Origin of the sequence: uncultured Phyllobacterium sp. (genome assembly GCF_902479695.1) — a bacterium.
Lineage (GTDB): Bacteria > Pseudomonadota > Alphaproteobacteria > Rhizobiales > Rhizobiaceae > Phyllobacterium > Phyllobacterium calauticae.
The window spans coordinates 1-16796 of record NZ_CABSQF010000018.1; the positions used below are offsets into that span (position 1 = coordinate 1).

Here is a 16796-nt window from a genome sequence, read left to right on the forward strand (position 1 = left end):
TTTCGCGACATGGCGGACCGCACCGGCGCCCGTACCGTCTTCTATGGCGTTGGACCGGAACGCCTGCCATTGTTCCTCGACATGGGCCTGACGGCGCTCAAGCTGGGCGAAGTTGCGCGCGTCGAACTGCGCGATTTTTCGCTGGAGGGTTCAAAACGCCAGCCGCTGCGCTATGCGGCGAGACGGCTGGAAAAGGAAGGCATTTCCTTTGAAATCCTGCCCAAGGAGCAGACACCGGCGGTCATGGACGAATTGCGCGAGGTGTCCGATGCCTGGCTGGAAATGAAATCAGGTTCCGAAAAGCGTTTCTCGCTCGGCTCGTTCGAAGTGGCGTATCTCTCGCATTTCGACATTGCGGTCCTGCGCAAGGACGGCGCGATCGTCGCCTTTGCCAATGTCTGGCGCGGCGCGGGGCAGAAGGAAATTGCTGTTGACCTGATGCGGCATCGGCCGGATGCGTCGAGCGTCATCATGGATGGCCTGTTTGCCAATTTGCTGATGGCGGCGAAGGCAGAGGGCTATGAGTGGTTCAATCTTGGTGCGGCTCCCTTGTCCGGCCTTTCCGACAGCCATCTTGCGTCCCGGTGGAACCGCATCGGTTCGTTCATCTACCGGCGCGGTGCTGAATTTTATCGATTTGACGGATTGCGCGCGTTCAAGGATAAGTTCGGTCCGAAATGGACACCCTATTATCTGATTTGCCCCCCAGGCCTTGCCACACCACGTTCCCTGATCGATGCAACAAATCTGGTGAGCGGCAGCCCCTTCGAGGTCTTTAAACGATGAAATTTCTACGCAGGCCTTATCTGTATCTTGTTGCTGCGCTTGTGATCATCAGCATCATTCTTTCCGTCACCTATCGCTATGTGCCAAGGCTTGCTTTCTGGACATCCGGACGCATTCTGGTCACGTCCGAACGCCTGAGCGAAGTCCCGCTTTTGCAGCCGAGCATGAAACCAACCGGTATTGCCATCCTCGTGTCGCAGACCGGCGGTATCCGTGCCGATGACGAGGCGCTGTCCAAGCTGCTGCTTGATCGCGGTTTCCTCGTCCTGATGGTCGATCTGGAAAGATGGCGTCAGCAACTTAATCAGGATACGGGCGAATGCACCTATTTCGTCTCCGATCTTGAGGGCCTTGCGAAGGAAGCTCAGCGCATGATTTCTCTTGATACCTATATGCATCCTGTGATGATCGGCATTGGTGAAGGCGGCGTGATGTCCTACGCGTCGGTCGCCAATTCACCGGCGGCAACCCTTGCGGGGGCTGTCGCGCTCGACCCGACCGTTGCGCTCAACACCAAGCTGCCATCCTGTGAAGGTGCGGATTTCGAGCCCGTGGCCGGACAGGGCTACAGCTATTCCTATGATGCCGACCTGCCCAATCCGGCGGTCATCGTGCGGGAAAAGGCCGATCCGGCACCGTCCGGCCCGCCGACCCCCGGCTATTTCAAGGCGCAGGAGAAGCTGGCCGCAGGCAAGCCTGAGCGCATGCAGATGGCGGCCGATGCGGCGGTGGAAATTGCCAATGAAGATGCCTCGGCCGATACCTTGCCGATCGTCGATATTCCGAGCAGCAACGGCCCGGCGAAATATCTGGCCGTGTTCTTCTCGGGCGATGGCGGCTGGCGCGATATCGACAAATCCGTCGGCGATATCATCGCCAAGGAGGGTGTGCACGTCGTCGGCGTCGATTCCCTGCGCTACTACTGGTCGGTGCGCAAGCCGGAAGACATCGCCAAGGATATCGGCCGCATCATCAAGAAAGCCGATCCGACAGGCAAGCTGCCCGTGGTCCTTCTCGGCTATTCCTTCGGGGCCAACACCGTACCCTTCGCCTGGCCCTTCATTCCCGAGCACCTGCAGCAGCGCATCGCCATGGTCGGTCTGATCGGCACGGAGGAAACCACGCCGTTCCAGGTTTCGGTCGGCGCGTGGCTCGGTCTTGGCGGCGACAACGAGGTGGCACCCGCCGTTGCCAAACTGCCGCCGGCAAAGGTGCTGTGCGTCTATGGCACGCAGGAGGACGACACCGCCTGCAACGACCCGTCGCTCAGCACGGTGCAAAAGATACAGCTGCAGGGCGATCATCACTACGATGAAAAATACGACACCCTGGCTGCCAAGCTGATGGAAGCCATTGCGTCCCGCGTGCAGGCACAGCCGGCGGCGCAGTAATAGGCGGGCCGGGCTGAACGAAACAGGGGCTGCACGGTGTGCGGCCCCTTTGTTTTGTCTGCCGCGCGGAAATTTAGGCCCCGCGCGGCTTGGCAATATGTGTAATCTGGCAAAGCTGTTGCCGAATCCTTGCTGAGAGACTGTTTATGACGCTGGACCAGTTGCGCATCTTCATCGCGGTTGCCGAGCGCGAGCACATCACCCATGCGGCGGCGGCTCTCAACATGACGCAGTCGGCGGTGAGTGCAGCCATCACCGCGCTTGAGACCAGACATGGCGTCACCCTGTTCGACCGGATCGGACGTTCCATCGTTCTCAACCAGACCGGGCGTGTGTTTCTGAAGGAAGCTGTCGCCGTGGTCGCGCGGGCCAAGGCCGCGGAAACCGCATTGACCGATCTGGCCGGTCTGATGCGCGGTGAGCTCTCGATCATGGCAAGCCAGACGATTGCCGGCTATTGGCTGCCGGACATGCTGGCCGCCTACAGGAAACTTTATCCCGGCATTACGCTTGATATCCGCATCGGCAACACCCGGCAGGTTGCGGCGGCTGTGGAAGCGGGCGAGGCGGAACTGGGGCTGGTGGAAGGCAGGGTTGAGCATGCGCTGCTGTCGACCAGGGTCGTGGCGACGGATGACATGGTGATCGTGGTTGCTGCCGGTCAGCCCTGGGCCGCGCACCGCACTGTCGACGCGAGGGATTTCCGCGATGTCGCCTGGGTCCTGCGCGAAAAGGGCTCCGGCACCCGCTCGGCTTTTGAACAGTTGCTTGGCGCAGTGAACATGGACGTGACCATGCTTGATATCGCCATGGTGCTGCCGGGCAACGAGGCGGTGATCGGAGCTGTCGAGGCCGGCGTGGGAGCGACGCTGATATCGCGCAGTGTTGCCTCATCCAAGCTTCGCGCCAGACTGTTGCGGGAAGTTGCCTATCCGACCATGCCGCGGCCGTTCTATCTCCTGCATCACCGCGAGCGCTATCGCAGCAAGGCGGCGGATGCCTTTGTTTCCCTTGCGGAAGCGCGAGTATAGGCGATCATTCGATTTAGTCGATTGGTTTGACAATTTTAATGCGTTGGAATTGATGGGTTGGCGCTTGCTAAGGATGCTCTGCCAATGACGCAGAGATTCATCATGACCACGCTTGACACCTCGACACGCTCCGTTCCCCGTTCGATTGCGCCCAAAAGACTGGGTATTGTCCGTCAGTTCACGCCCAACTGGTTTGCAACGACGATGGGGACGGGCATTCTTTCCATTGCCTTGGGGCAATTCCCCGGCCAAGCTGCGGTGTTCGCCTTGGGTGAAGCGCTGTGGCTGGGCAATATGCTGCTCTTCGCCGCCTGCAGCCTGGCCTATGTCACGCGTTGGCTCCGCTATCGCCAAGAGGCGAAGCGGGTGTTCGATCATCCCGTCATGTCGATGTTCTTCGGCTGCATTCCCATGGGGCTTGCGACCATCGTCAACGGTTTCCTGGTCTTCGGTATTGCCAGGCTGGGTGAAAGTGCCGTTGCCATCGCCTATGCGCTCTGGTGGCTTGACGTGGTCCTTTCCGTCGGAATCGGCCTTGCCATACCGTTCATGATGTTCACCCGGCAATCCCACGCGATGGAGCAGATGACATCCGTCTGGCTTCTGCCGGTGGTTGCCTGCGAAGTTGCGGCGGTCAGTGGCGGCCTGCTCCTGCCGCATATTGCCGATGCCTCAACGCAGCTCTCCGTCCTTCTTGCCAGCTATGTGCTCTGGGCCCTGTCCGTGCCGCTGGCGATGTGCATTCTCGTTGTGCTGTTCCTGCGCATGGCGCTGCACAAGCTGCCGGCGCCGAACATGGCCGCATCGAGCTGGCTTGCTCTCGGACCGATCGGGACCGGCGCGCTCGGCATGTTCGTGCTCAGCGCCAATGCGCCCGACATCCTCACCGCCCATGGATTGGGCGCTGTCGCCAGTGCTGTCTCCGGCGCGAGCCTGCTTGCCGGCGTGATCCTCTGGGGCTACGGCCTGTGGTGGCTGGCCATGGCCGCGATGATCACCATCCGGTATTTCCATGACGGCATTCCGTTCAACATGGGCTGGTGGGGCTACACATTCCCGCTCGGTGTCTATGCCGTGGCGACCCTGCGCCTGAGCCATATTTTCCCGGTTGCCAGCATTGGCCTGTTTGCGGAAGTACTGGTGATCACCCTTGCCATGGTCTGGCTCGTGGTCAGCGCGCGCACGCTTCGCGGTGTCTGGCTCGGTCAGGTGTTTGCCGATCCGAGCCTGGAAACCCGCGCTGCCTAACCGGCAGCGCTGGTGGCAGCCTTTTTATCCCCGGCGGATTGGACCAATGCCTCGGATGCCTGCTTCTTGCGGGCATCCGCATAGCGCTGGGCAATGACGGCACAGGCCATCAGCTGGATCTGGTGAAAGAGCATCAGCGGCAGCACGATGCTGCCGATGTTCTGTCCGGCGAAGATCACCGTGGCGATGGGCACGCCGCTGGCAAGGCTTTTCTTCGAACCGCAGAAGGTGATGGCGATCTCGTCCTCCTTGGAGAAACCCAGCCAGCGGCTGCCATACATGGTCGTGAGCAGCACAAGTGCCAGGAGCACGATGTTGACGGCAATGACCACGCCGAGATCGCGCAGCGACATGGTCTTCCACAGGCCTTCATTCACCGACTCGCTGAAGGCGAGATAGACCACCATCAGAATGGAGCCGCGATCCACCGGCATCAGGATTTTCTTCTTGCTGCGGATGAAATCGCCGATCCATGGCTGCAACACCTGTCCGAGGATGAAGGGCGCCAGCAATTGCAGCAGAATGGATTGCAGCGCATCCAGCGAGAACCCGGCGTGACCGCTGGCGGAAAACAATACGCCGGCTAGAAGCGGCGTCAGGAACATGCCGAAAATATTCGAGGCGGATGCCGAGCAGATGGCGGCCGGTACATTGCCGCCGGCAATCGATGTAAAGGCGATGGACGACTGCACCGTCGAAGGCAGCACGCACAGAAACAGGATGCCCGTGTAGAAGGCAGGCGGCAGGATTGTCGGCACAAGCACACCGGCAGCCAGGCCGAAAATCGGGAACAGCACGAAGGTGGCCGCGAGAATCGTCAGATGCAGCTTCCAGTGCAGAAACCCGGCAATGACCACATCCCGCGACAGGCGCGCGCCATGCAGGAAGAACAGAAGCCCGATTGCCACTTTCGTCGCCAGACCGAAATAACCGGCGGCGACGCCGCTGACAGGGAAAAACGATGCCAGCACGACGGTCGCAACAAGCATCAGGGTGAAATTGTCAGGCAGGAAACGGGACATGGCTGTTATTCCGGTACGATAGATTTGCGGCAGCATCCACTATCATGATATGGGATGCAAGGAATAACACTTATCATGATTCAGGATTTCAAATGCTTGATCTCATGCAATTGCGCAGTTTCGTCGCCCTGGAGCAGATGGGCAGCTTTTCCATGGCGGCGAAAAAGCTGGGGCTGGGGCAGTCCACGGTCAGCCAGCACATCCAAAGGTTGGAGACGCAGCTTGGCCGCAGTCTGGTGCAGCGCGATACGCATCGTCTTGCCCTGACGCCGGATGGCGAGGCGCTCCTTGCCCATGCGCGGACCATGCTGACGATCAATGGCGAAGTGCAGGCGCTTTTCGCCGAAAACAGCTTGCGCGGCCATCTGCGCCTTGGCGTCTCCGAGGATTTTGTCACCAGCCGTCTGCCTGACGTGCTGGAGGATTTCGGTCGGGCGCACCCGTCCGTCGACCTGGAACTCACGGTATCCTTGAGCGGTGTCCTCTATGAAATGCTGGACCGGGGCGAGATCGACCTGGTCCTGGCCAAGCGTCGCCTTGGCGATCCGCGTGGCGAGCTGGTCTATCGCGAGCCGCTGGTCTGGCTGGCGCGCGATCCGGCGCGTCTTGGCGGAAAGCAGAAGGCGCTGCCGCTGATCGCCTTTCCGCCGCCGAGCATCACCCGCCGCGTTGCGCTGGAAACCCTGGAAAAGCACCAGATTCCCTGGCGCATCGTCTGCACCTGCGGCAGCCTCAGCGGGCTGATTGCGGCAGCGAGAGCCGGCATGGGCGTTCTGGTGCAACCGCGCAGCATGGTTCCGGCAGGCTTGCAGGAGCTTCCCGTGGGCCGGCTGCCCACACTCGAGGACGTGGAATTCGTGCTGGTTCCGCGCAAGGGCGCCGACGGTGAACTGATCGCGGCGCTGTCGAAGGAAATCCTGTCGAATGTCCGCAATTTCCAGAATGCCGGTTAAACTTCCGTCAGATTGCTGAACACCAGTCCTGACGGATTGGCCTTGGCTGAAGCCTTGATCGCCGCGATGGATGCGCTGACCCGATTGACATCCGCATGCATGAGGCCTTCGGCGATCTCCAGCACGGCAATGCTGCAGCGCATGAGCGGGAAGTGGCGCTCGCCGCCGGATCGGTCGTGGGCGCGGATCGCACCGGCGGCGCGGTCTTCCGGCGTATAGAGATCAAGCACATTGGTCTGGAAATCGCCCAAGAGCGCGGTCAGCCGTTCCTCGATTTCCGCCCGGCTGCCGCCGCTCATGCCGATGAAGAAGTCGTCGCCGCCGACATGGCCGAGGAACTTGTCTTCCCCGACAAAATGATGGCGGAGCAGTGAGGCAAACAGGCCAATGGCCAGATCGCCCTTCTGGAAGCCGTAATGGTCGTTGAACGGCTTGAAATTGTCGAAGTCGCAATAGCAGAAGAAGCGGGTCACCGAACTGTCCCGCATGATATCCTGCACGTAGTCACGGATGGACCGGTTGCCCGGCAGGCCGGTCAGCGGGTTCTGGTCCTGTGCCGTTTTGAGCTGTTTCTCGTTGATGATTTTCAGCAGGGACGAGGCGGAGAGGACACCGGCATAGCGCAGGTTCTCGGTAAGGATCACGCAGTCGCTGCCGTCGATCCCGGCGAAAATCTTGAGCATCTGCTCGGCGGGCGTATCGAGATCGGCGATCGGGGTGCCCGTCACGAAGTGCGAGATGCCGCGCTGATAAATGCGGTTCTTCAGGAGATCGCGGCCGAAGGGATGATAGATCATCGCCTTGACGTGGTATTCGTGCAAAACGCCGCGCGGCTCGTCATTGGCGCTGAGCACCGGAAAAAAGCTCTGCTGCGGGTTTTTGCGGAAAAGCTCGAAGACATTGTCGAGATCGTCGTTCTCGCGCACGGCGGGAAGGCGCTGCACCTGCGCCCGGATGAGAATGCTGTCGAGCGTCGTGGTTTGGCGGCGCCCGCTACCTGCCTGTTCCAGGTGGGGATAAATATCCTGCAGCTCGCCGACATTGGTGGTGGGGCGCGCGATGTAATATCCCTGGACGAGATCGCAGCCGAGATCGCGGCAGACAATGTATTCCGCTTCGGTCTCGACGCCTTCAGCGATGACGCGTGCACCCAGCATATGCCCCATCTGCACAATCTGCTTGACGATGTGGCGTTTGCGCGGGCTGGCATCGAGGCCCGAGATGAAGTGGCGGTCGATCTTCACATAGTCGGTCGGATAGTCGCAAAGCAGTTTCAGCCCGTTGAACCCAACGCCGAAATCATCGATGGCAAGCTTGAAGCCGCCATGGCGCAACTTGTTGATCAGCGCGGTGAACGCCGCATCCTTGGTGTTGTCGAAGCGCTCGGACAGTTCGAAACAGATGGAGGAGGGACGAATGCCGGCCTTGATCAGCTGCTGGGCAAGGCGCTCGATGAAATTGGTGCCCAGGCTGATCAGGCGTGCATCGATATTGATGAACAGCATGCGGTGGGTGAAACCGGGCAGGCCGGAAAACCCGGCAAAGGCCCGGCCATTGATCATCTGTTCCAGCTCGGCCAGCTGGCCGACATCATGCGCCTTGTCGAGCAGTTCGGGCGGCGAACCGAAACCCAGCCGGTCAAACCCGCGCATAAGCGATTCATAGCCGAAGGTCGCTCCCGTTGCCGCCTCGACGATGGGCTGGAAAGCGGTTTCTATGGCCAGCTTGGCGAGGGTCACGAGCTGATCGTCACCAAAACGGCGCAGGACCAGCATTTCGGCAGGTTGGAAGGACATGAGGTACTCCGGCATGGATGCAAATTGCTGCCGGATAATTTCCGCTTATCCTTGAATATTCCGTTTCTGCCAGATGACAGTTTTATGAAGTTTGCCGCAGGTATCGGGCCGGGACGTGCCGGTGGTGGTTTCAGCGCGTTTCCGGCCTCACAGTTCACCCGAAATCTCTCGCCGCCGCTGGTCGAGCTCTTCGCTGTAGCGGCGCAGCGTATGGCTTTCCGTAAGAAGCCCGACGACGTTGCGCTCGATGAGATTGTCGATGACGGCCAGCGCTTCACTTTCCGTCTTGTCGAAGATGCCGACCGCCTGCTTGGCATTCATCTGCGGGTGCAGATAATCGCTCTGGTATTTCATCAGGCTGCCGATTTCCTGGGTGCGGGCCGATTCATCGACGATTTCCGAATGGGCTTCGGGTACGAGAACAATACCGGCATATTTGCCCGCATCGTCGAGAACCACGACGCGCTGTGTGGAGCCGAGGGGGAAATCGTGGCGGAAATCGGCGATGGTCATATGCGTCGATGCGGTGCGCACATCCCGGCGCATCAGACGGTCGACGGTGAGATTGCGGATCCAGCCGACATCGTGTGCGCTGCGGATGCTTTCCCCACGCAGATGAAAGCGCCACGTGGCGAAGGAATAGCCAAAGGTGTTGCGCACGGTCAGCGATGCGGTGATGACGGCGGCCAGAACCAGCGCGGTGATCGGAAAATCCCCGGTGATTTCCAGAGCGAGGAAGGTCATGGTCAGCGGTCCGCCAATGACGGCGACAGCAAGGGAACTCATGCCGACCACGGCGTAGATCACCGGTGTGAGCGTGGCATGGGCGAAAATGAAGGGAGCGGAATAGGCGAATATCTTGCCGAGCAACGCCCCCATGAACAGCGACGCGAAAAACAGACCGCCGCGAAAGCCCGAGCCGATGGACACTGCCGAGGCCGTCGATTTGAGCAGGAGGATGCCAAGCAGCGAGGCAATGGTTGCCGTATGATCGAGATTGAGATGCAGGGCGCCATGGCCGCCGGACAGCACCTGCGGCGAAACCAGTGCGAGCGCACCCACGACAGCTCCGCCGATCGCCGGACGGATCGATGATGGAACCGAGCTTTTGCGGGCGAGTTCCTCGACAAAGGAGACGCCCTTCATCAGCAGGATGCCTGCACCGGCACAGAGGATGCCGAGCAGCAGGGCCGGCACATAATCGGCGGTGACGACAGTGCCGAAACTGCCGACGTCAATCATGAAATCGCTGCCGACAAGGGCGCGCGCGACAATGGTGGAGACAAGGGCGGACACGACAACCGGCGCAAGGCTGGTGATGGTGTAGGAGCCGATGATCAGCTCGAAGGCGTAGAACGATCCGGTCAGCGGTGCGTTGAAAGCCGCTGAAATGGCGCCCGCTGCGCCGCATCCAACGAGAATGCGCAGTTCAGCCCGGCGCAGCTGCAGCGACAGGCCAAGTTTCGAGGCCAGGCCCGATGCCAGCTGGGTATAGCCGGCTTCCAATCCCACGGATGCGCCGAAACCATTGGAAATGACATTCTGCACGGCGACAATGATGCTGTCGTTGAGGGAAAGGCGGCCGCCATGCAAGGCGTTGGCTTCGATGGGATCGACCATGGGACGCTTGCGCCAGCGGGCCAGGATCAGCACCAGAATTCCGAGCAGAATGCCACCGGCGAGCGGAGCGGAAAAAACGATCATCTGATCCAGCGCGCTCATGGAACTCAGGCGCTCGCCTTCTTCGATCTTGAAAATGAGCTGATGCATTTCCTGGGTGATCAGGCTCATGCCGGTGACCACGACACCCGCAACCAGACCGATCAGCGCAGCGGCCAGAACAAGCCCGAGCTCGCTGCCGCGCGCAAAGGCCCGGAGCCGGCTGGGTGCCAGAAGAATGGAAAGGACACCGAGGCGGCGAATGTTGAATTTTCGGAGCATTTTAGACTGCAGGGACGAGGAAAGTTGCCCGTGCAGGTTTATACCCAAGGCGCTGCCACGTCAAAACAAGAGGCACGCCAAGCGACCGGATTGTGGCTTCAGCCGCGTGTGTAGCCGGGCCGGTACGGCGCGCTGGGCCCCGGCTTCACCAGGGCAGCCTTGCGGGCCGCCGCCTCGGCCTGTTCGCGGCGCTGCTGATGGGCTCTTGCAGCATCGAGCGTCAGGCGCAGTTCAAAATTCTTGCGGACCGCACGGTCAAGCGAAAGCGCGGCAAGCCGCGTCACATCCGATACACCTGATGTATAGATCTGCAGGATGATGAGGGAGATTTCCTGCGCATAGATCTTTGAGCGCGGGCCAAGATCCAGCATGCGGAAAGCTTCAGCATAAGCCTTTCGCATGATTGCCAGGTCTTGCGGCGAGTAGACCGGTCCCGCTGAATCGCAAAAAATCATTTTTACCCCCGAAACGGCACGCAAAACATGCCGTCACAACCCAATCAGCCCGTCACCAAACTATTGGTAATAGGCGCGGAGAACAACTGGAAATTGCGCTGAGGCATGCAGCCCATTGCAACGACCGTTGATGGGCTGATGCGGTGGCGTGGATTCGACGCCTGTGCCGTCAGTGCGGGCAGGTCTGCGGCTGTCCGTTCAAGCCCTGATGCTTGATTTCGAACGTCGATTTTGACGTCTCGCCGTTTCGGGTGATCGTGACGACATAGATGCTGTCAAAATCATCTTTCTGCCATTTCGGCACGGCTCCGGCGTCGCCATTGTTGGCTTCGAGAAGGTCGCTGACGATATTGTCGATTTTCTTGTGTTCCCAGGCGACCAGAATGCGGGCATTGCGCAATTTTTGCTTGCTCAGGGCCTTGGTAAGGTCCTTGCGCTCGGACACGCCGATGCTTGCGTTGACCGGCAGGCCGAACGAGATGGCCGTCGGCTCGATCGTGGCCAGAGGGCGGATGTAGTCATAGTTCTCGCCGCCATCTTCCTTCTGATCGGAGGGGTTCGGTGCGAAAATATAATCGGGCTTACCCAGTGTCCTGGCAATCACCGGGGGAAGGGCGAGGGCGCGATTCAGTCCCTGGCAATTGAGCTGGCCCAGGCCTTTTTCCGGCTTTTCACCATGCCTGATAAAGGCAATCGTCTGGACGCTGTCGCTGCTCCAGGCGGGCGCCGTGCCGGCTGTCAAAGCCAGCATGGCAATTGCGGTGAGTGATCCGAATATGCGTAGAGCCATGGTTGATTCCTTCCTTTGCCAATTCCTATTCCGGCTAACATGGAAGCGCTACAGGATTCTTCGAGCGGCAACCCGTCAGGGTATGCCGGCTGGGACATGGGCCAACGCCATGATCTGGGCGGATGAATGCCGTATCGGCAGACTGGAGATATCCCCATTGCGGTCCGCAATTGAACAAATCTGATGATTTGAAGCAGAAAAGTGCGTTTTTATGTTGGAAATGACCGTATAAGGATTGATAAAAGTTCTTTGTTGGGAAAAAGTACAATTATTATTACAAGGGGTATTGGAACTTGACCAAGCACACACCACTTCAGACACGGATTCGCGATCAATTGCAACGACGGTTCGGTGAGGACCTGCATGTCGGCGACCGGGTGAACGAGGCGGAAATTGCCGATGCCCTGGGGATTTCGCGCACGCCCGTCCGCAAGGTGCTCTGGCAGCTGCAGAATGAAGGTGTCGTCAGCTACGAGCAGCACCGCGGGTTTCGCCTCGCGGATGCAAGCGCCGACGTGTTTGATACGGATGCCGAGAAGAATGAGCTGCTGGATGAAAGGGTGATGCGCGACATGGCGCTCGGCCAGCTCGGCAGCGTGATCAGCGAGCGGGCGCTGATGCAGAAATATGCGGTCCCGCACGGCATTCTCATGTCGACCCTGCGCCGCCTGATGCGCGACCAGCTGGTCGAGCCTTCCGTCGGTCACGGATGGATTTTTGCCGACGTCAGTGCCACCGCCCTGGAGAGCGGATACAAGTTCCGCCAGATTCTTGAACCGGCCACCATTCTGGCCGATCCCTACTTCGTTGATGTCGAGGCCTTTCAGGCGATTGACCGCGACCATGCCAATACAATCGCCAATATCGAAAAGGTTGATCAGCGCCGGCTTTTCGATCTGGATGCCAAATTTCACCGGCTGATTGCGCTCGGCGCCAAGTCTGCGCATCTGGTTGACGCCATCGAACGCCAGAACAATATCCGGCGGGTCAACGAATATATCGGGTTTGTCCGGCTCGACCGTATCCGCGAATCCCTCGGTGAGCACCGCAACATCATCGCAGCCCTGCTGCGCGGCGAGAGGCAGGTGGCTGCGGCCCTGATGCGGCTGCATCTGCAAATCTCCAGGGATGAGACATTCAAGCACATCGAGGACGATCTGGAGCGGGTCCGGGCGGGGGATTTGCATCTTTCCCTGGAACAGGACTGATACGTCACCTGCCGGTCGCGGCACCGTGCTGATCCGAGGGTGGGATACCGGTGTCCTGCTTGGGTCGTTTCCGTATTTGTCTCAAGTATAGTGCAATAGAGAATTTTCACGCTGGTATCGCCTGATGCCGGGCTAAATCCTTATTTCAAGAAATGTCATGGTGAATATGTCGATAAATGGACGTTTTTACGCCGAACTGTAAAATACTGTTGCGAGATATGGTTCGCTGAGGTGACGATATCTGCAACAACAAAAAGCATTTTATATTGACAAAATGCAATATGTGAACTCTCATGAAGGCAGATGCGATCAACGCATCGTTACTTCTGGAGGGATTCATGGACGCAACAGTACAGTCTTGGGAGCGCCGGGAACTTGGCAGCTTCTTTCATACATTCTCGGATCTGGCATCGCTGCGGGAGGATGGACCCGCCATCGTCGAGAAAGGCGATGGCGCCTATATCTTCGATACCGCCGGCAAGCGCTATTTCGAGGGCAACTCCGGCCTTTGGAACATGACGCTGGGATTTTCCGAAACGCGCCTGGCCGACGTTGCCGCCCGGCAATATGCGCAGTTTCCCGGTTATCACACCTTCTTTGGCCGCAACTCGAAGCCGACCGTTGCTTTGGCCGAACGCATGCTTGAACTGGCGCCGGTGCCGATGAGCCGTGTCTTTTTCACAAACTCGGGCTCGGATGCCAATGAATCCGTCATCAAGCTCCTGTGGATGATGTGGGCGGCAGAAGGCCAGCCCAGACGGCGCAAGCTGCTGACACGCAAGAACGCCTATCACGGCGCCACCGTCATGGCTTCGGCGTTGACGGGCAAGGATTACGTGCGGGCCTTCGGTCTGCCCAATGCCGAGATCGTTACCCTTGACTGTCCGCATAGCTGGCGCTTTGCGCTGCCGGGTGAAAGCGATGAGGACTATTCCGCCCGGCTTGCCGCCCGGCTCGAACAGCAGATTTTGGCGGAAGGCCCCGAGACCATCGCCGGCATGTTCGCTGAACCCGTGATGGGAGCCGGCGGCGTCATCGTGCCGCCGGATGGGTATTTCCGCATGATCCAGCCGGTTCTGCAGCGTTATGGCATCCCGCTCGTCGCCGATGAGGTGATCTGCGGCTTCGGCCGGACGGGGCATCTGTGGGGTGCGCAGGCGGTCGGCCTGCGGCCGGATATCATCGTGGCATCAAAGAGCATGTCGGCGGGTTATTTCCCGATGGGCGCCGTGATGCTGTCGGCCCACATGGACAAGCGGGCGACCGCCGCCTGCGAACTCTGGGAAGAGTTTCCGCATGGTTATACCACCGGCGGCCATCCCGTCGGATGCGCCATTTCGCTGGAAGCGATCCGCATCATCACGGAGGAGGGCATTCTCGACAATATTCGCAAGGTCGGCCCGGTTTTCCAGGCCGGATTGCGCACGCTGGCCGAACACCCCATGGTTGGCGAGGCGCGCGGCCTTGGCCTGATGGGCGCGCTGGAGATGGTGGCGGACAAGAAAACCAAGACCGCCTATGCGGGGGAGTATCGCGTCGGGGACCGGATCGCCAAGGCGGCGCGCGATCTTGGCTTCATCATTCGTCCGCTCGGCGCCTCCGTGGTTCTGGCGCCGCCATTCATCGCCACGCTTGACCAGATCGGGCAGTTGCTGGATGTCCTGAAGCAGATTCTGGACGATGTTCATGCGGATGTGAGCAGGCATCACGCGTGAGGTATTGCGGCCTGCTCCCGGGCATTCCCGTCCGGGTGCAGGCCATGCTGTATCCTGACAGGTTATGCCGCTGCCGCCAGACCGGCATTTTCCTTGAGCTTCCGGAATTTGCCGGATATTTGCGACAGCTTGGCTTCCCATTCGGGATTGGGCGATTGACCTTCAATCGTCCGGAAAAACACCTGCATCATGCATGTGATGGCAAATGGTTCGATGAGAGCGGCCTTGACGGCCCAGGCAAAGATGAGGGCGAGAAGGAAGCCGCCCGATGTCCAACCGCCCGGAATCCAGTAGAGCAGGGCCGCTGCCGGCGCCAGCATCACCAGGAACACGGCGATCGACAGGCCGTAGACGATGACGGTCAGAAACGCGGCGTTACGCAGCATCGTTCCGGCATTCTGGCCGTAGAGCACCAGTGCCGACTGTGCCGATTGCCAGGGATTGGGGCTGCGGGTCCGGATGATATAGGCAAGCATGACCTCGTCGATGAAGCCGACGGCGATGCGCAGGAATGCCCGGATCAGCGACATGAGCTGGTCCAGGCCGGGAAGGGGCAGAAAGGCTGCGATACCCTGCACCAGCCCGGTGATGGCCGTCAGCACGCCCTTTATCAGCTGGTCGACGGCAAAAAGGACGCTTGCCTCGACAAATCGGTTTGCGACGATGCCTCTGGCATACTGGATCTGCCCCTGATTGTCCGGCAATGGCCTGCCGTCGAGGAGTTCCACCAGCACGGCAATATGCCCTGCCTTGACGACGTAGAGGATGTATTCCCGCATGAGATAGAATGCCCCGGCGGTCATGCAGAAGCCCACAAGCCCGCCGACGAAGATGGAATTGGCCCGGAAATTTTCGTCGCCGAGGCCGCCGATACCCCAGCCGATACCGGCGCCGGTCGATGTGACAAGCACATAGGCGATGACCATGCCGAAATAGATCGCAATTCTAAGCGCGATGAACGGGGCCGTGCGCGCCATGAGGCCGAGTGAACGGCTGATGCTGAAGTTCCACATGAGTGTCCTGCTTGATCTTTGAGAATGTGCAACTGCCGGCGTACCTGATTGCCATGTCGGCCATTCACCCGCCTGCGGAGATAAAAGCTCTGAAACACATCGCGTTGGCGGCATTTGCGCCGCCAACGGATTGTGCGTGTTAGCGCATTTTGACGAGCTCAACGCGCCGGTTCTTTGAGCGGTTTTCCTCGGTTGCATTGCTTGCGGTGGGGGCAGACATGCCCGCACCGAAGGAGCGCAGCCGCCCGATCGCGATACCGTAGCGATCCGCCAGCGTTCTGGTCACCGATGCCGCCCGGCGCTTGGACAGGTCGACATTGTAGTCGAAATTGCCGACGTCATCGGTGTGGCCAACGACCAGAACGTTCAGGTCCTGGTTCAATTTCATCATGTTGGCGATCTCCGCCAATGCAGCGTCGGATTCCGGCTTGATGTCGGTCCGGTCCGTGTCGAAGAAAATGCCATAGAGCGCAACGCGGCCGCTGGTGTCGAGGGCCGTTGCCATTTCGCGGGCATTGACGGTGACCATTTTCTGTTCACGCTTTTCCGGTTCCACCACGTTGACAAGGGCGATCGTCCGGTCGGTGAAACGGGCGCAACCATCCGTGAAGCTCTTGGCGATGCGATAGGTGTGGACCGTCGCATAGGCGTCCGCGCCGCCCTGCGGAAAGCTGGCTGCAAAAAAGCGCTGGTCATCGATCTTGTACGGCAGTGCCGAGCAGCCCAATGCATCATCGAATTTCGCCTGCAGCTTGCTCTCGTCGATGAAATACATCATCAGGCTGGTGTCCTCATTGCCGCCCGTGGGGACGCGGGCCGACAGATCGGCGCTGCCGCCGCATTCTTCGCCCTTGCAGGAATAGAGAACCTTGCCGCCCTTCGCGGCGATTTCATCCTGATAGTTCCGCGTGACCTCAAGCGTGGAACGGCCTTCGGGGGTGAGATAAATAAGCCGGGTCAGTTCGCCTTCGACCGCCTGCTTCTGCTTGGGCTTGAATATCTCCATATAGCTCTGTTCGGTCTTCTCGCCCGTGTCGACCAGCGGAGAGAGCGGAAAGGTGAAGTCGGTAAACTTTTGGTGGAGATAGCTCAGGATGAGCGAACCCTCATACCGCTTGAGCGCCGGGCTGTCCGATGCGCCCGCAATATCCTTTTTGGGCAGCGCCGTTTCCTGCGCCCATGCGGCTGTTGCCATCATGGCCACGATCAGGCTGGTGCGGACACATAGTTTCGTGAAGTGGTTGAACATGATTTTTCCTGTCAATGGTCAGTTGAGTTGTATTCGCCAAGGTATGAGCCTGTGCCGCCGGGTGTTCATCGGTGGCTTGGCGATGTGGGGTGCAATCCGCGATTCCTGGGAGACTGTTAGGGATGGTGCCGCCAAGTTTTGCATTTTACCGGGTTATAATACAAAAAATTGACTTGCCCGGAAACAAGGGGAGCTGAT

Annotated in this window: 14 protein-coding genes; 7 read left to right on the forward strand and 7 right to left on the reverse strand. The window is 59.5% G+C overall.

The window, feature by feature from the left end:
- The 4 genes from RDL77_RS12645 to RDL77_RS12660 all read left to right on the forward strand — a co-directional run.
- Positions 1-786 (forward strand): phosphatidylglycerol lysyltransferase domain-containing protein (locus RDL77_RS12645; RefSeq protein WP_288193114.1); only part of this gene is annotated, 786 nt, incomplete at its 5' end.
- The gene (locus tag RDL77_RS12650; protein WP_288193115.1) at positions 783-2177 is read left to right on the forward strand and encodes a virulence factor family protein; all 1395 of its coding nucleotides are present in this window, start codon (positions 783-785) and stop codon (positions 2175-2177) included. The genes RDL77_RS12645 and RDL77_RS12650, both read left to right, overlap by 4 nt.
- 146 nt (positions 2178-2323) lie before the next feature.
- A complete protein-coding gene (locus tag RDL77_RS12655) occupies positions 2324-3208 on the forward strand; it encodes a LysR family transcriptional regulator (RefSeq protein ID WP_288193116.1) in 885 nt (294 codons plus the stop codon).
- An 84-nt stretch (positions 3209-3292) separates the two neighbouring features.
- Positions 3293-4456: a TDT family transporter gene (locus RDL77_RS12660; RefSeq protein WP_288193117.1), complete on the forward strand. Its 1164-nt coding sequence runs from the start codon at positions 3293-3295 to the stop codon at positions 4454-4456.
- Here the strand turns inward: RDL77_RS12660 and RDL77_RS12665 are convergent.
- On the reverse strand, positions 4453-5478 hold the full coding sequence (locus RDL77_RS12665) for a bile acid:sodium symporter family protein (RefSeq protein ID WP_288193119.1): 1026 nt from the start codon (positions 5476-5478) through the stop codon (positions 4453-4455). The genes RDL77_RS12660 and RDL77_RS12665 overlap by 4 nt on opposite strands.
- Positions 5479-5570: 92 nt before the next feature.
- Here RDL77_RS12665 and RDL77_RS12670 point away from each other — a divergent pair, with 92 nt between their 5' ends.
- Positions 5571-6431, forward strand: coding sequence for a LysR family transcriptional regulator (locus tag RDL77_RS12670; protein WP_288193120.1), 861 nt, complete (start codon positions 5571-5573; stop codon positions 6429-6431).
- Here the strand turns inward: RDL77_RS12670 and RDL77_RS12675 are convergent.
- The 4 genes from RDL77_RS12675 to RDL77_RS12690 all read right to left on the reverse strand — a co-directional run bounded on the left by RDL77_RS12675 (position 6428) and on the right by RDL77_RS12690 (position 11413).
- A complete protein-coding gene (locus tag RDL77_RS12675) occupies positions 6428-8227 on the reverse strand; it encodes a GGDEF domain-containing protein (RefSeq protein ID WP_288193122.1) in 1800 nt (599 codons plus the stop codon). The two genes, RDL77_RS12670 and RDL77_RS12675, sit on opposite strands and share 4 nt — an antisense overlap.
- A gap of 147 nt (positions 8228-8374) precedes the next feature.
- Positions 8375-10168 (reverse strand): chloride channel protein, encoded by a 1794-nt coding sequence (locus tag RDL77_RS12680; protein WP_223613000.1) that lies wholly within the window; start codon positions 10166-10168, stop codon positions 8375-8377.
- 98 nt (positions 10169-10266) lie between these two features.
- Entirely contained in the window at positions 10267-10569 is a 303-nt protein-coding gene (locus RDL77_RS12685; protein WP_288193123.1) for a hypothetical protein, read from the reverse strand.
- A 223-nt stretch (positions 10570-10792) separates the two neighbouring features.
- Positions 10793-11413, reverse strand: coding sequence for a hypothetical protein (locus tag RDL77_RS12690; protein ID WP_288193124.1), 621 nt, complete (start codon positions 11411-11413; stop codon positions 10793-10795).
- A 293-nt stretch (positions 11414-11706) separates the two neighbouring features.
- Here RDL77_RS12690 and RDL77_RS12695 point away from each other — a divergent pair, with 293 nt between their 5' ends.
- Both RDL77_RS12695 and RDL77_RS12700 read left to right on the forward strand, forming a co-directional pair.
- Positions 11707-12621: a GntR family transcriptional regulator gene (locus tag RDL77_RS12695; protein ID WP_288193125.1), complete on the forward strand. Its 915-nt coding sequence runs from the start codon at positions 11707-11709 to the stop codon at positions 12619-12621.
- Positions 12622-12959: 338 nt separating this feature from the next.
- Positions 12960-14336, forward strand: coding sequence for an aminotransferase (locus tag RDL77_RS12700; protein ID WP_288193126.1), 1377 nt, complete (start codon positions 12960-12962; stop codon positions 14334-14336).
- Between the two features lie 62 nt (positions 14337-14398).
- Here RDL77_RS12700 and RDL77_RS12705 read toward each other — a convergent pair whose 3' ends face one another.
- The gene (locus RDL77_RS12705) at positions 14399-15349 is read right to left on the reverse strand and encodes a hypothetical protein (RefSeq protein ID WP_288193128.1); all 951 of its coding nucleotides are present in this window, start codon (positions 15347-15349) and stop codon (positions 14399-14401) included.
- Between the two features lie 139 nt (positions 15350-15488).
- A complete protein-coding gene (locus RDL77_RS12710) occupies positions 15489-16598 on the reverse strand; it encodes an OmpA family protein (RefSeq protein WP_288193130.1) in 1110 nt (369 codons plus the stop codon).
- Positions 16599-16796 lie beyond the last annotated feature (198 nt).

What these genes read in the sequence shown, in the direction of transcription:
- RDL77_RS12660 (WP_288193117.1), top strand. Translation starts at nt 3,293, where the DNA reads ATGACGCAGAGATTCATCATGACCACGCTTGACACCTCGACACGCTCC.
- RDL77_RS12685 (WP_288193123.1), bottom strand. Translation starts at nt 10,569, where the DNA reads ATGCGAAAGGCTTATGCTGAAGCTTTCCGCATGCTGGATCTTGGCCCG.
- RDL77_RS12705 (WP_288193128.1), bottom strand. Translation starts at nt 15,349, where the DNA reads ATGTGGAACTTCAGCATCAGCCGTTCACTCGGCCTCATGGCGCGCACG.
- RDL77_RS12670 (WP_288193120.1), top strand. Translation starts at nt 5,571, where the DNA reads ATGCTTGATCTCATGCAATTGCGCAGTTTCGTCGCCCTGGAGCAGATG.
- RDL77_RS12675 (WP_288193122.1), bottom strand. Translation starts at nt 8,227, where the DNA reads ATGTCCTTCCAACCTGCCGAAATGCTGGTCCTGCGCCGTTTTGGTGAC.
- RDL77_RS12665 (WP_288193119.1), bottom strand. Translation starts at nt 5,478, where the DNA reads ATGTCCCGTTTCCTGCCTGACAATTTCACCCTGATGCTTGTTGCGACC.
- RDL77_RS12655 (WP_288193116.1), top strand. Translation starts at nt 2,324, where the DNA reads ATGACGCTGGACCAGTTGCGCATCTTCATCGCGGTTGCCGAGCGCGAG.
- RDL77_RS12680 (WP_223613000.1), bottom strand. Translation starts at nt 10,168, where the DNA reads ATGCTCCGAAAATTCAACATTCGCCGCCTCGGTGTCCTTTCCATTCTT.
- RDL77_RS12650 (WP_288193115.1), top strand. Translation starts at nt 783, where the DNA reads ATGAAATTTCTACGCAGGCCTTATCTGTATCTTGTTGCTGCGCTTGTG.
- RDL77_RS12710 (WP_288193130.1), bottom strand. Translation starts at nt 16,598, where the DNA reads ATGTTCAACCACTTCACGAAACTATGTGTCCGCACCAGCCTGATCGTG.
- RDL77_RS12700 (WP_288193126.1), top strand. Translation starts at nt 12,960, where the DNA reads ATGGACGCAACAGTACAGTCTTGGGAGCGCCGGGAACTTGGCAGCTTC.
- RDL77_RS12690 (WP_288193124.1), bottom strand. Translation starts at nt 11,413, where the DNA reads ATGGCTCTACGCATATTCGGATCACTCACCGCAATTGCCATGCTGGCT.